This window comes from Idiomarina sp. (genome assembly GCF_048265525.1).
In the GTDB taxonomy this organism is placed as follows: domain Bacteria; phylum Pseudomonadota; class Gammaproteobacteria; order Enterobacterales; family Alteromonadaceae; genus Idiomarina.
The window spans coordinates 134,471-147,971 of sequence record NZ_JBLXBI010000004.1; the positions used below are offsets into that span (position 1 = coordinate 134,471).

13 protein-coding genes are annotated in these 13,501 nt (G+C 49.1%); 6 read left to right on the forward strand and 7 right to left on the reverse strand.

Annotated features, from left to right (window positions below; translation table 11 throughout):
- Positions 1–54: 54 nt before the first annotated feature.
- The 6 genes from cgtA (at position 55) to ACN0TF_RS09795 (ending at position 5,744) form a co-directional block, all read left to right on the forward strand.
- Positions 55–1,212: an Obg family GTPase CgtA gene (gene cgtA, locus ACN0TF_RS09770; RefSeq protein ID WP_417441763.1), complete on the forward strand. Its 1,158-nt coding sequence runs from the start codon at positions 55–57 to the stop codon at positions 1,210–1,212.
- A gap of 72 nt (positions 1,213–1,284) precedes the next feature.
- Positions 1,285–1,785, forward strand: a complete 501-nt coding sequence (gene folA, locus ACN0TF_RS09775) for a type 3 dihydrofolate reductase (protein ID WP_417441764.1) — start codon at positions 1,285–1,287, stop codon at positions 1,783–1,785.
- 110 nt (positions 1,786–1,895) lie between these two features.
- Complete coding sequence (locus tag ACN0TF_RS09780) at positions 1,896–2,270, forward strand: DUF3718 domain-containing protein (RefSeq protein ID WP_011233740.1); 375 nt, start codon at positions 1,896–1,898, stop codon at positions 2,268–2,270.
- Between the two features lie 145 nt (positions 2,271–2,415).
- On the forward strand, positions 2,416–3,861 hold the full coding sequence (locus ACN0TF_RS09785; protein ID WP_417441765.1) for an alpha/beta hydrolase: 1,446 nt from the start codon (positions 2,416–2,418) through the stop codon (positions 3,859–3,861).
- Positions 3,862–3,864: 3 nt separating this feature from the next.
- On the forward strand, positions 3,865–4,599 hold the full coding sequence (locus ACN0TF_RS09790) for an ATP-binding cassette domain-containing protein (RefSeq protein WP_110013603.1): 735 nt from the start codon (positions 3,865–3,867) through the stop codon (positions 4,597–4,599).
- The gene (locus ACN0TF_RS09795; protein ID WP_417441766.1) at positions 4,599–5,744 is read left to right on the forward strand and encodes an ABC transporter permease; all 1,146 of its coding nucleotides are present in this window, start codon (positions 4,599–4,601) and stop codon (positions 5,742–5,744) included. Before ACN0TF_RS09790 ends, ACN0TF_RS09795 begins: the two co-directional genes overlap by 1 nt.
- 362 nt (positions 5,745–6,106) lie before the next feature.
- On the opposite strand, the gene ACN0TF_RS09800 is transcribed toward ACN0TF_RS09795, so the two are convergent.
- From ACN0TF_RS09800 to folE2, 7 genes are all read right to left on the reverse strand, one after another.
- The gene (locus ACN0TF_RS09800) at positions 6,107–7,426 is read right to left on the reverse strand and encodes an NAD(P)/FAD-dependent oxidoreductase (protein WP_417441767.1); all 1,320 of its coding nucleotides are present in this window, start codon (positions 7,424–7,426) and stop codon (positions 6,107–6,109) included.
- Between the two features lie 414 nt (positions 7,427–7,840).
- Positions 7,841–8,410, reverse strand: a complete 570-nt coding sequence (locus ACN0TF_RS09805; RefSeq protein ID WP_417441768.1) for a GNAT family N-acetyltransferase — start codon at positions 8,408–8,410, stop codon at positions 7,841–7,843.
- Positions 8,410–9,789, reverse strand: coding sequence for an adenosylhomocysteinase (gene ahcY / locus ACN0TF_RS09810; RefSeq protein ID WP_417441769.1), 1,380 nt, complete (start codon positions 9,787–9,789; stop codon positions 8,410–8,412). The genes ACN0TF_RS09805 and ahcY overlap by 1 nt, the downstream gene beginning before the upstream one ends.
- Before the next feature lie 48 nt (positions 9,790–9,837).
- Positions 9,838–10,848, reverse strand: coding sequence for an adenosine kinase (locus tag ACN0TF_RS09815; RefSeq protein ID WP_417441770.1), 1,011 nt, complete (start codon positions 10,846–10,848; stop codon positions 9,838–9,840).
- Positions 10,849–10,897: 49 nt separating this feature from the next.
- The gene (locus ACN0TF_RS09820; protein WP_417441771.1) at positions 10,898–11,854 is read right to left on the reverse strand and encodes a cobalamin biosynthesis protein CobD/CbiB; all 957 of its coding nucleotides are present in this window, start codon (positions 11,852–11,854) and stop codon (positions 10,898–10,900) included.
- Between the two features lie 24 nt (positions 11,855–11,878).
- Positions 11,879–12,430 carry a DUF2726 domain-containing protein gene (locus ACN0TF_RS09825; protein WP_417441772.1) on the reverse strand — a complete coding sequence of 184 codons (552 nt, stop codon included), beginning with the start codon at positions 12,428–12,430 and terminating at the stop codon, positions 11,879–11,881.
- Between the two features lie 90 nt (positions 12,431–12,520).
- A complete protein-coding gene (gene folE2 / locus ACN0TF_RS09830) occupies positions 12,521–13,447 on the reverse strand; it encodes a GTP cyclohydrolase FolE2 (RefSeq protein ID WP_417441773.1) in 927 nt (308 codons plus the stop codon).
- Positions 13,448–13,501 lie beyond the last annotated feature (54 nt).

The following is a 13,501-nucleotide window of genomic DNA, read 5'->3' on the forward strand; positions in this document are numbered from 1 at the left end:
CATATGTGCTAGAATTTTGCACAGTATTCGACAAGTGATAAGTAGCAGATTGCGATGAAATTCGTTGATGAAGTAGAAATCCGCGTAGACGCGGGTGACGGTGGTAATGGTTGTATCAGTTTCCGTCGCGAGAAATACATTCCCAAAGGCGGCCCTGACGGCGGCGATGGTGGCGACGGCGGTGACGTCTATCTGCAGGCAGATGAAAACCTGAATACCCTTATCGACTATCGTTTTGAACGTTTTCATAAAGCTGAGCGCGGTAAAAACGGTATGGGTAAAAACTGTACGGGTAGACGCGGCAACGATATTGTACTGTCAGTTCCTCCGGGCACCCGGGCTACTGATATCGATACCGGCGAAGTTCTTGGTGATTTGACGAAACACGGTCAGCGTTTAATGGTAGCCAAAGGTGGTTTCCATGGTCTGGGTAATACGCGGTTTAAAAGCAGTATAAACCGTGCGCCACGACAAAAAACCGATGGTACTCCTGGCGAGGTACGTCCGCTAAAGCTTGAACTGATGTTGCTGGCTGATGTTGGTTTGCTGGGTATGCCTAATGCCGGTAAATCGACTTTTATCCGTTCGGTTTCCGCAGCACGACCTAAAGTGGCTGACTATCCGTTTACTACTCTGATACCAAACCTGGGTGTTGTGAGTCCGGCGCCGCATCAAAGTTTTGTTATCGCCGATATTCCGGGTCTTATCGAAGGCGCGGCTGAAGGTGCAGGGCTGGGTATACAATTCCTGAAACATTTAGAGCGTTGCCGTTTATTGCTGCACTTGGTAGATTTAGCTCCGTTTGATGAAACCGACCCTGCCGAGCAGGCACGTATTATTATCAACGAGCTGGAAAAATACAGCCCGAAACTGGCAGAAAAGCCACGCTGGCTGGTCATCAATAAAGTCGACTTGCTGCTGGACGAAGAGGTCCAGGAAAAAGTAGATGAGCTGGTTAAATCTCTTAACTGGGACGGTCCAGTGTTCCAAATTGCAGCTCTGGAAGGGCGTGGCAGTGATGCGCTTTGTCGTGAGGTAATGTCTTATCTTGAAACATTGCCAGCACCTGACACTGAGCAGCATGAAGAAGCCGATCCGGTCGAGTTTATGTGGGACACATACCACGAAGAAGTTCTTGAAGAAGAGATGGATGATGAAGATGACGACGATGATGATGATGATCACGACGTCGAAGTCATTTATCAGAAGTAGGCTGACATTCATGTCAGGTGAGATATTGTTTCCTGGCGTAAACGTCAGGCTACGGATTAAGGGTATCGCCGAATGAAAATATCACTCGTGGTTGCTATGGCCGATAATCGTGTTATCGGAAAAGATAACAAAATGCCATGGCACCTTCCGGACGAGTTGCAATATTTCAAAAAAATTACTTTAGGTAAGCCAATTGTTATGGGACGGCGAACTTTCGAGTCAATAGGTCGTCCTTTGCCTGGGCGTAAGAATATCGTTCTAAGTCGTCGAACGGATCGTTCGGAAAATCAGGACAGTCAGGTGATTTGGGTTTCTGGGGTGCAACAGGCAATAGCCGCTGCTGGTCCAGTTGATGAACTAATGGTGATTGGCGGAGGAAAAATTTATGAGAAATTTTTACCCCTCGCAGACCGACTATATGTTACTAAAATAGAATTAAATGTTGAGGGTGATACTTACTTTCCCGATTACCATCAAGTCGCCGACTGGCAAGAGGTAGAGCGGCAAAACTTTGCCGCTGATGAGCGCAACTCCCATAACTTTAGTACTCTTATTTTCGACAGAGTAAGTTAATAAGAAGTTATAAATTCAGTAACTTACATGTATTTTAAGCCATTGCAGCAAGCTTGAGTTCGTAGTATCATATTGATGAATTTTTGAACAATCTTGTGATGGGGTTTTAGATGAAAGCAATTGTATTAGGCACCATGATGGCTGCCGTTGCGGCAACAGGCGTAACTTTTTCAAAGAGCGCAGAGGCAAATGAATTAGCCTTAAGCTTATGCACATACGTACAAGGTGATGACACCATGCGTATGCGTAAAAAATTACGTGATGCTCGTGTACGCGTACGCGATATTTACAGTGGTATTCAGTGTAATGGTCAGAGCTTATTGCAATTTGCCATGTCGAATGGTTCACAAGACATTGGTGAGTTCATTGTTGGTCGTTTGTCAGTAGACGAACTGAAAGCTTCTGGCGACTACGAGTGGGCACAGTCTAACGGTCATGGCAGTAGTGCAATTGCAGTAGCAATTAAAGATCGCGCTGGCCTGTAATTAGCACCGAGAAAGTTATCTTCTAAAAGCCTGCAATTTTTGCGGGCTTTTTTACATCTTCTAACAAATCAATCAGTGACTTACCTTGTAATTCTCCCCTGTTCTCTACGACAATAGATCCGTTGCATATATAAACGGAATCGCTATGAAACGATGGATGGCATTATCGCTACTGTTACTGGGTCTGGTGCCGCTTAGCGGTCAGGCACAGACAAAATCAAATGAAGCTTCGAGCTGTTATTTACCCGGCGTGCAAGAGAAACTGCACTGTGGCACAGTTTCAGTTCCTGAAAACTACGAACAGCCCGACGGTAAGCATATTGGTATTTACTACGCTATTCTTCCGGCCGTTCAGGAAGGTTCGCAAGCCGATCCTATGCTGATTCTGGCCGGAGGACCGGGTCAGGCCGCGACCGAGTTAACTCCAATGATAGCGCGTATGTTCGAATCGGTGCGTCAAAAACGCGATATCCTTCTAATTGATCAGCGCGGTACGGGAAAAAGTCATCCGCTTGAATGCGACATTGAACGTCCGGATGAATTGATACGTGCTGACGATGAGCAGGATCTTAAAGCCCTGAGTCAAGAATGTCAGGAACAGTATCCCGGTACAGACACAACGCAATATCATACCGTTAACGCCGTAAAAGACTTTGAACGGGTACGTGAGCATTTAGGTATAGAGCAACTGAACCTTTATGGCGGTTCTTACGGAACGCGTGTCGGGCTAACCTATTTGCGTGAAGCGCCTACTTCAGTTCGCACGGCTACCCTCGATGCTGTCGCCCCGCCTCAGGTCATTATTGGGCCGTTCGGTCAGCACGGAGCCAATGCGTTTGATGAAATGCTCAGGGATTGTTCCGAACAAAGCCCATGTCACGAGAAGTTTCCTAACCTCGAGCAAGAATATTATGAGGTTATGAATGAGCTGGAAACCGGGAATATACTGCTGGAAACGCGGGATCCTCTGTCGTTTGAGCCGCTGGAAATAAAACTGACTCCCGGGCGTTTTAGTTCAATTATCCGTGTTGCCTTATATCACCCCAATACTCGTCAGTTATTGCCCTATGCCATTCATTCTGCAGCTGCAGGAAACTACCACGCCATACTGGGTTTGATGGGCGGTACTATGTCGCAGAACAGTATTTACCTCGGACTTATGCTGTCGGTTGTGTGTGGCGAAGATTTACCCCGGGCTACTCCGGAGCTTTTTGCGCAGGACGGTAACAATCAGTTTATTGGTAGCCGAACAGGTGATGCCTTTGTTGATATGTGTGCGGGCTGGCAGTCATCAAGTGTCCCTGCTTACTGGTCCGATCCTGTTGTCAGTGATAAACCGGTACTGCTGTTATCGGGTGAACTGGACCCGGTTACTCCTCCGGAATGGGGCGAAATGGCTCATAGAACCTTACCTAACAGCAAACACCTGGTAGCCCCTAACGCGGGACACACTATTGCCAGCCATACCTGTGCTAATACACTTATTGCAGACTTTATCGAGCAAGGTTCTATCGAGAATATTGAAGGTAGCTGCCTGGAAGAGCAAAGGCTTAAGCCATTTGTGCTGAACCAAAATGCAGCGGGGCTATAAATAATGATAAACGTAGATGCACTGACAAAAACATTCAAAAATGTGCAAGCGCTGGACTCACTCTCTTTTCAGGCAAAAGACGGCCAAATCACTGGTCTTCTTGGACCAAACGGAGCCGGGAAGACCACTTGTCTGCGGATTATTTACGGGCTATTGCAGGCTGATACGGGCAAGGCTGAGATTGAAGGTGTTGATGCCAACCAAAACCCTATTGGTGCACGCCGTAACCTCGGCATATTTCCTGATAAGTTCGGCTTATACGAACGTTTAACCGTGCGCGAGCAAGTGGCTTATTTCGCCGGGTTACACGGGCTAAAAGGCACGGAGCAAAAGCAGGCGGTTGAGAAGGTGATAGAAAAGCTGGATATTAAAGAGCTTGCAGACCGCCGCACGGCAGGGTTCTCACAAGGCCAGCGGATGAAAGTTGCGCTGGCTCAGGCTTTAGTACACAGTCCAAAGCACTTGATTCTTGATGAGCCCAGCCGCGGTCTGGACGTTATGAGTACCCGAATTTTAAGAGATGTGCTGCGCGAACAACGCGCTCAGGGTACCTGTATCTTGTTTTCCAGCCACGTTATGCAGGAAGTTGCTGCGCTATGTGACCGAGTGGTGGTTATGGCAAAGGGCAAAGTTGCAGCTGAAGGAACACCACAGGAACTTTGCGACATGACCGGCGAGCAACAACTGGAAGATGCCTTCGTTAAAATTATCGGTACGGACGAGGGGATAGCAGCTTAATGAGTGCATTAACTTCTGTGTGGAAAAAAGAGTTTCGTGACGCAATTCGCGACAAACGCTCTGTGTTAGCGGCAATGTCCTATGCGTTTTTCGGCCCCATGCTAATGGCCGTCGCCTTCTTTTTTCTGATAACACAACTGACCGATCCAGCGGACGTTGAAATTACCATTGAAGGCAAAGAAAACGCCCCTCAACTCGTTGAATTTCTGAGCGAACGTGGTGTTGTTGCCAAAGAAGGGGACTGGGCGAAAACCGAAACGCCGATAATATTAACCTTACCGGAAAACTGGCAGGAGAACGTGAGTAAAGCCGAACCGGTAGAGGTAACATTGCGTGCCGACTGGTCGGCACAAAAGCAGCAAACCGAGATTAAACGTGTTGAGCAAGCAGTGCAGGCTTACTCAAGTCAAATAGCGGCTTACCGGTTGACATTACGGGGTGTTGATCCTCGTGTCATGCAACCGGTGCAACTGCAAAAACAGGACCTGGCAACCCGGGGTTCAAAAGCGGCCTTGATTATGGGCAGTGTGCTGGTGTTTATTATTTTGTCCGTGTTCTGGTCTGGCATGAATGTCGCTATCGATATTAGTGCTGGTGAACGCGAGCGTAACTCACTGGAATTTTTGTTGAGTCAACCGCTAAGCACCTGGGACATTGTTACCGGTAAAGCACTAACCGCAACAACCTTCTCATTGTTTGGCGCAATACTGTCACTGGTACTCATACCCATTATATTTGCCTACGTTCCGTTACACGAAATTGGCATGAATGTGAACTTCAGTGTAGGTATGATGGTACTGATGTTTGTTTTGCTGGTACCGCTGGCTTTGCTTGCGACCGCGCTGCAATTGTTCGTGTCCTTCCGCGCTAAAAACTTTAAAGAAGCACAAACCTACATCAGCTTCTTGCTGATCATTCCAATGGCAGCGTCTTTTGGTGTGGAATTCGCACGACTTAAAAATCCGATTCTCTACTACTTGCCGTTAACCGGACAGCATCAGGCATTCTTGTCGCTGATACGTGGTGAGAACGTGAATGTCATGGGAACCGTAATAAGCGCAGTAGCCACCCTGGCAGCCGCATTGCTTCTAATGAAATACATAGCCCGAATGCTCAAAAGCGAAAAAATCGTCTTCGGCCTGTAGGGACAGGCCATTCGCTTGTTTCGCTTGAGCATTGAATACTTCTGTGGCGGAGACGCTACGAGCTCATCCATGAGGGCTTGACGAAGGCCATCCATGGCCTTCGACACTCCGCCACAGAAGTACTCAACACTCAGAACGCTTACAAGCGAATAACCTGTCCTCTCCGAGCTTATTCTGCTCGTAGGCCAATATGATGGGGTGAGGTGGCTGATAATAGAGAGCGCGCCCGACGGTTAGAGTGGGCTGCTATGGAGGTGTGCAGCGCCATGGATGGCGCTGCCCAAGCCCTACAGGGATGTATTCATGGGCGTCCTCCATAGTAGCCCCTATAACCTCAGCGCTCTCTATCTGCCACCTCACCTTCAGTCGCGCAGGAGGCCGTAGTGGTAGTAGAGCCATTGGCCCAGACGGCGGAAGCGTGGTAGTGGGAAGGGTTTTAATTGAGACTGGTAGTAAGGCAGCTCGGGCAGGGGCTGTTCCATGGCGACTTCTGCCAGTCGCTGGCCTGCTAAGGCGGTAAAGCTGACACCGGCACCGCAGTAGCCCATGCTGGCGTAAATATTATCTTTCACTTTGCCTATTCGCGGGTAATCGTCCAGTGAAACACTGACCCAGCCGCTCCAGAAGTGCTCCCACTTGTTAATGTCCCGTAGCTGCGGAAAGGATTGATGCAAGGCTCGCAGCAGGCGCTTAGCATAAACCGGGTCAGCGGCATTTTTCCCCTGAATGGCACCACGCCCACCAAACAACAAGCGGTTATCGGGCAGTAAGCGGAAGTAGTACTTCAGAATGCGCGTATCCATGATGGCGTATTGAGGTGACAGCTTAATGCTCGCAATTTGCTCTTTACTCAGAGGTGGGGTGGTAATAATGCTCGAAAGCACAGCTAGAGAGCGACTGGCAAGCTCCGGCAGTAACTGCCCTGAGGTATAGCCATTAGAACAAACCAACAGCTTACGGGCGCGTACAGCGCCTTTGACGGTTTGCAGGTATACGCCTTTGCCGCCAAGCGACGCAGCCTGAGTTACCGGGCAATGTTCAACTAATTGCGCACCAGCAGCCGCGGCCCGTCGAGCCGTGGCGGCAGCTAATAACATAGGGTTTAGAGCAAAGCAGTCGGTGAAGCGTAATGCTGCATGGGCCTGCGGGCTGGAAACAAGATTGCTCAATTGCTGTTGAGTCAGCCACTCCACCGGTTGGTTAAACTGCCTGAGCTGTTCATACTGTTGCTTTAATGGCTCAACAGCGCCGGGTTTGTGCGCTATTTTCAAGTAACCGCCATTTTGGCGCTGGCACTGCTCCGGGCAATAACGCAAAGTTTCTTCAATGAGTTGAAGTGCCTTGTGATGTTCGCCTGCAATGCCTCGTGCAACCTCTGAACCCAGACGCTCAGCCCAGGCTGACAAGCCCAGTCGGCCGGTACTTTTCATCACAAAACCAGCATTACGCGACGAACAACCCCAGGCCAGTTGGTTGGCTTCAAACACCGCAACAGAGTGCCCGTTTTCAGCCAGAACCCGAGCCGCATTTAAGCCCGTGTAACCCGCCCCAATAATCGCAAACTCCACTTCCTCTGGCGCATGAACACACTCCGGAAAATCGGCCTGCGTATGCTGCTGCCAATAACTAGGCTCAGGAGCATCATGAGGCCCCGGAGGCGCATTAACCAAAGGATCATACATAATCACCCACCTATAAAAACGGAGAGGGAAGACAGCGAGCGCTGAGGTTACAAGGACTATTGTGGAGGACGCCCGTGAATACATCCGTGTAGGGCTTGGGCAGCGCCATCCATGGCGCTGCACACCTCCACAATAGCCCTATGTAACCGTTGGCGCGCTCACTATCTCCCGCTTCATATAAAAAACCAACTTAAGCCGCTATGAGGGAAGCAAAAGGGGCAGATTGTTCACTTGTGAGCGTTACGAGTGTTGAAGGCCTCTGTGGTGGAGTGTCGAAGGCCATGGATGGCCTTCGTCAAGCCCTCATGGATGAGCTCGTCGCGTCTCCGCCACAGAGGCCTTCAATGCTCAAGCGAAACAAGTGAGCAGTCTGCCCCCAAGCCCATGCAACCTCAGCGCTCTTTCACCGCCGCCTTACGTATCGAATTTCAGCAGCATTTCGCCGGCGTTGCAGTAGCAGGTGCCGTCGCATACTGGGCAATAGTAGCCGTCTTCTACTGAGGCTTTGTACCAGCGCTTTTCATGTTGCTTAATCATTTCACCGCCGCAGCGGGTGAAATATTCATAGGCGCTGTTATTGGGGCTTTGCATCCAAATATGCGCTAAACCACCACGGCAGCCCAGCTCTTTGGCGGCTTCAATACTACGGAACAACAGTTCTTTGCCTATGCCTAATCCGCGTGCCTTTTCTGATACCGCTGCGCACTTAAAGTAGCACAGCTTCTCGGCAGGAATGGGCCAGGCGTCTGGGGTGCAAAAATCATCAATTGGCCATTGTCCGGGCGCCAGGGTAATGCGCACGCCCAACGGAGTCTCGCCGCGCAGAGCTATCCAGTTCAACTGCACGTTACCCGCGGTTCCACCAGCTAAATATTGTTGAAAGCTCTCTTCGTTCAGGTAGTTGTCACCATGAACTTCGTTGGCCAGATCAATAACGGCCGCCATATCGGCAGCCGTTATTTCACGATAAATGATATCGCTCATTAGTAGCGGTACTCGTCTGTCTTAAACGGACCTTCCACATCAACGTGAATGTAGTTTGCCTGATCCGCTGTCAGTTTAGTGATAACACCGCCAAAGCCCTGCACCATATAACGCGCAACTTCTTCATCTAGTTGCTTAGGCAGAACTTCTACACGCAGGTATTCTTCCTGTTGTTTAATTTCCATGTCGGCAAATTTCTGCTCGAACAAGTGAATTTGAGCAAGTACCTGGTTAGCAAATGAACCATCCATAATACGGCTAGGGTGACCTGTTGCGTTACCTAAGTTCACCAAACGGCCTTCAGCCAGCAGTATCAGGTAGTCGTTGTCGTCGTCTGAACGGTAAATTTTATGAACCTGCGGCTTAATTTCTTCCCAGCGCCAGTTTTTACGCATAAAGGCCGTATCAATTTCGTTGTCAAAGTGGCCAATGTTGCAAACCAGAGCAGTAGGTTTAAGCGCGGCCAGCATGTAGCGATCACACACGTCCATATTACCGGTTGTGGTAACAATCAGATCGGTGTTTTCGAGCAAGCCTTTGTTGATGTTATCGCCAGTACCGTTGTTTTTGCCTTCAAGGTAAGGAGAAACCACTTCAAAGCCGTCCATGCAGGCCTGCATGGCACAAATGGGGTCAATTTCACTGATCTTAACAATCATGCCTTCCTGACGCAGGCTCGCGGCAGAACCTTTACCCACATCACCATAACCAACGACCAGAGCTTTCTTACCTGACAATAAGTGGTCGGTAGAGCGTTTAATTGCGTCGTTTAGTGAATGACGGCAGCCGTACTTGTTGTCATTTTTTGACTTAGTGACGGCATCGTTCACGTTAATAGCAGGAACTTTCAGAGTGCCTTTTTCCAGCATATCCAGCAAACGGTGAACACCGGTGGTGGTTTCTTCAGTAATGCCGTGAACTTTTTCCAGCATCTGCGGGAATTCATCGTGGATCATCAGGGTTAAATCGCCGCCGTCATCCAGAATCATGTTGGCATCCCACAACTCGCCGTCTTTATGGCAAGTCTGCTTCAAGCACCATTCGTATTCTTCTTCGGTTTCACCTTTCCAGGCAAATACCGGTACACCGGCAGCAGCCATAGCCGCAGCAGCATGGTCCTGAGTGGAGAAAATGTTGCATGACGACCAGCGCACTTCGGCACCCAGTTCAAGCAATGTTTCAATCAACACCGCTGTTTGAATGGTCATGTGGATACAACCAATAATACGGGCACCAGCCAACGGCTTGCTGTCAGCGTATTTACGGCGGATAGTCATCAACGCCGGCATTTCAGATTCAGCAATCGCAATTTCCTTGCGGCCCCATTCGGCTAAGCTAATATCTGCTACTTTATAGTCTTGCGAATTTTCTGCACTCATAGCGACTCTCTTTTTCAGTGATTTCTGTCAGTGAATTTTTCAGTAAATTCAAGCCGTTTGAGCGTTCATAACACGCTCAATTAATTGCTGTTGTAGGTCTTTACTCAGTCGGGCGCCAAACTTTGTGACCAGTTCAGCAGACGCATGACTGGCTAAACGACCAGCGTCTTCCAGCGACATATTACGCGTTAAGCCATAAAGCATAGCACCTGCAAACATATCACCAGCGCCATTGGTATCAATGGCTTCAACCGGTACGCCCGGAATATGCACCTGGCGTTCGCGGTTGGCAATTACAGCACCGTCTTTACCTAAGGTAATAGCAACCGTGTCGGCCTGCTCTAGTAATACGGATAAAGCCGCCTGAGGATCGTCCTTACCTGTTAATAATTCTGCTTCTTCACGGTTACAGAACATTAAATCGACACCACCGTCCAGAATTTCATCAATTCCGCTGCGGAAAAACTTCACCATGGCAGGGTCAGAGCAGGTCATAACCAGCTTTGTATTGTTTTCCCGGGCTACCTTTTTCGCATGCTGAATCGCGCCACGCGCAATTTCTGAGGTAATTAAATAACCCTCAATATAAAGGTAGTCTGCTGCAGCAATGGCATGGTCATCAATTTCAACGGTAGATAAATCGGCCGTTATGCCCAAGTGAGTACGCATGGTGCGTTCGGCGTCAGGAGTCACCATAACCAGACAGCGACCAGTCGTGCCCGGGTTCTTCTGTTGGTGAAGGCTGGTTTCTATGCCTATTTGTTCTAAATCCTGACGGTAAAACATGCCGGCTTCGTCGTCAGCAACTTTACAGCAGTAGTAGGCTTTGCCGCCGAATTGAGCGAAAGCCACCAACGAGTTAGCTGCTGATCCACCGCCGCTTTGCTTTTTTAACTCGCCCAGTTGGCTAAGTTCTGCAATCAGAGTGTTTTGAGCATCTTCATCAATCAGCTCCATCATGCCTTTTTTTAAATCGTGCTTCTGCAGGAAGTCCTCAGAGACTTCAAACTCCTGATCCACCAGCGCATTGCCAATGCCGACTACATCAATGGTTTTCATAATATTAAACGGTTGCTTATTAGGGCGCGTAGTATACCCGATGAGTCACTCAGGGTCGATAAATGAACAAGGCAAAAAGTGCAATAACCAGACAAGCAATGAAAAAACCTTGCCACTGCCTTTGCCAGCGCGGGGCTCTCGATATTAACAACTCGGCAGCGCGGCCTTCAAAACGTTGTCTCGCAATACGAATTCCCTGTACTTGTATAGGTCCGCCCAAACTGACCCGGTGGCAATAGCTGAAGCTTTGCAGCCAACTGAGTAAAATAGTGGAGAACAAAGGATTACGTTTTAACGGTTGCAGCTTGAACTTATTACGCTGAAATAGCGCCATAAACCGTGCTGACAAGGCCAGTAAAAATGAGGGTAAGAAATGCGTTATAGTGTGAAGCCAGTGTGTTGCCAGGCCAAAATATCGGTACCGTGCCTGTGCAACCGGCCAAACCTGAGTCAGCTCAGAAAGCGTTCGTACCCCAAGTGCCGCCAGTGGTCCACCAACAAACCAAAAGAGCAAAGGCGTAAAGCGATGTTCCAGAATACTGGTCGCGCGCAGTTCGATGCTGGTTTTGGCAATGCCGTGTTCACTCAGTAAATCGCAGTCGCGCCAGGTTATGCGGCTTAGCCAGGCGCGGGCGGCGTTTTTACGGCCACGTTGCAGATGGCTGTCGGCCAGTTTAACGGCATGACTGACGGGTTGCTGACGCAGGCTAACCAGTAATATTAGCCAGCCAATAGCCAAAGAAACCTCAGCACCGGCAAATACAATGGCCGCTGGCAGTAATACCAGCAGTGACATAGTTAACCAGGCCAAAAACCCGGCAAGGCGTTGCTGACCGACCGGGCGCTTGGGCTTGTTAACCTTGCCGCTCATGTAGGCGGCCATTAGCCGCAAAACGGCAAAGGGGTGCCACTGCTCTGGCCATGGAAACCAGCGCTCTGCCAGCAAAGCCAGCAGAGCCAGAGCAACAGGTGATAATAAAATGTCGGTTAAAATTTCCGTATTCATGCAGCTATACTGCCACGGAGCAAGTTAAGCGGCAATCGGCTGGTTATTCTTATCTTTATTCGTTGGTACCGCGGCGCGAACATGTTCAGACTGGCGAATTTTACCGTGAATGTAGTCGTGCAGTTCGGCAACGCGATAACCGGGCTTCGCTTTAAAGCGCAGGAAAGGTAGTCCGGCAGCGGCCAAGGTGTTTTTCAGGAATAAGTTACGTTTTTGCTGGTTCATTGACGACTGACCTGGCTCCAGCTCTATAGCCGCTTTAACCTGCATGGTGTGAATGTCACACAATACGTAGTCAAGAATGCGTTGGCTGGCTTTGTTGTGGGCATCTTTGCGTGCGGTAGAGGATAAACCTGAGCGCACGGTAACAATGTCGCTTAAACGAACTTTGGTGAATATGCGGAAGCTGTCGCCGACGGACTTTTCCAATAGTGTCAAAAACTGATCTTCCTGCGCGGTGCACAAGGAAACGTCTTTTAGCTTATAAGGGTAGGGTACATAGTTTTCAGACATTCGGCTGGCAATAATAGCCACCGCAATTAACACTACAACAAACAACAACAGGATAATTTCCATTTTTCACACCTCATCAGAAAATTGACGCTCTGTGAGGTGTGAAGCAAAAGCTGTGCCAGCTATGGCTGCTTATGGAATTTATTTAATCAGTTATGCCGAGTAACCGCCGGGAACGCCTTTGGTCGTGACACTCACCGCGTCGTGTGCGTGCAGTGACTCATAGTGATTAACCCGCAACCAGAAATCGCGGAAGTTTGGCATCTGGTTTAACTGGTGTTGTAAGCGACGCGATGCGTCCTCACAGAACATCAGGTTCTGTCCATTTAACCGTGCAAACTCTTGCTCGTCTTCACGTTTAACGGCGGCTTGTACTGGTGTTTTAAGAGCCCCTTCAATGGCATCAATGAGTTCCACAATGGGAAAGTCATTAACACTGTCACTTAAGGCAACTTTAACCTCAGCAACAGAACGCTGGCTGTGTGGTGTCGCAACAATACCTTCGGTGGAACCTAGCCACTCGTGCATGATGCTGGCATCAACCTGTTCCTGACCGGCAAATTTCTCGCTAAAAGCATCCTGAATTAACTGGCGCGCTAAAGCCGCAGAGCAAGGGCAAGTCGATGAGTAAGGGACATCGACAGACAACTCCAGCTTTAACTGACCCGCATCGTAGCGGCCGGTTAAACTGACTGGGTAAGCTTTCCAGCCCTGCTTCTTGCTAATCAGTGATTTGCGGCGCAGGTGATAGTCAAAATCAAATTTAATGAAGGCCTGATCACTGATGTCTTTATGACTTTCAATAAAGTCATTCAGCAGTTGCTTTAAAGTATCGTGACTGAGCTCACCTTCGGTCGACATTTTGTCCAGCAACAAATACAAGCGAGACATGTGGATACCCTTGGTTTTCGGGTTTTTCAGGTTGACAAAAGCTTCCACTTTAGCCGCTACCGGGCGTTCTGGTACGCCGGCTGCTGCTACCATCAATGGAACTTCAATATTGCTCATGCCAACCCAATCGAGAGCTCCCTCTGTCTGGGCCTGCGTTTGGTTGGCTACGTCGGGCATAACTGTTGGCATTCGTTGTGAACTCCAAGTGTCGTGAATATTGTCCGGCCTATTTGATCTTGATCA

Coding starts and splice junctions, on each gene's coding strand:
- cgtA (WP_417441763.1), top strand. CDS start 55: ATGAAATTCGTTGATGAAGTAGAAATCCGCGTAGACGCGGGTGACGGT.
- folA (WP_417441764.1), top strand. CDS start 1,285: ATGAAAATATCACTCGTGGTTGCTATGGCCGATAATCGTGTTATCGGA.
- ACN0TF_RS09780 (WP_011233740.1), top strand. CDS start 1,896: ATGAAAGCAATTGTATTAGGCACCATGATGGCTGCCGTTGCGGCAACA.
- ACN0TF_RS09785 (WP_417441765.1), top strand. CDS start 2,416: ATGAAACGATGGATGGCATTATCGCTACTGTTACTGGGTCTGGTGCCG.
- ACN0TF_RS09790 (WP_110013603.1), top strand. CDS start 3,865: ATGATAAACGTAGATGCACTGACAAAAACATTCAAAAATGTGCAAGCG.
- ACN0TF_RS09795 (WP_417441766.1), top strand. CDS start 4,599: ATGAGTGCATTAACTTCTGTGTGGAAAAAAGAGTTTCGTGACGCAATT.
- ACN0TF_RS09800 (WP_417441767.1), bottom strand. CDS start 7,426: ATGTATGATCCTTTGGTTAATGCGCCTCCGGGGCCTCATGATGCTCCT.
- ACN0TF_RS09805 (WP_417441768.1), bottom strand. CDS start 8,410: ATGAGCGATATCATTTATCGTGAAATAACGGCTGCCGATATGGCGGCC.
- ahcY (WP_417441769.1), bottom strand. CDS start 9,789: ATGAGTGCAGAAAATTCGCAAGACTATAAAGTAGCAGATATTAGCTTA.
- ACN0TF_RS09815 (WP_417441770.1), bottom strand. CDS start 10,848: ATGAAAACCATTGATGTAGTCGGCATTGGCAATGCGCTGGTGGATCAG.
- ACN0TF_RS09820 (WP_417441771.1), bottom strand. CDS start 11,854: ATGAATACGGAAATTTTAACCGACATTTTATTATCACCTGTTGCTCTG.
- ACN0TF_RS09825 (WP_417441772.1), bottom strand. CDS start 12,430: ATGGAAATTATCCTGTTGTTGTTTGTTGTAGTGTTAATTGCGGTGGCT.
- folE2 (WP_417441773.1), bottom strand. CDS start 13,447: ATGCCAACAGTTATGCCCGACGTAGCCAACCAAACGCAGGCCCAGACA.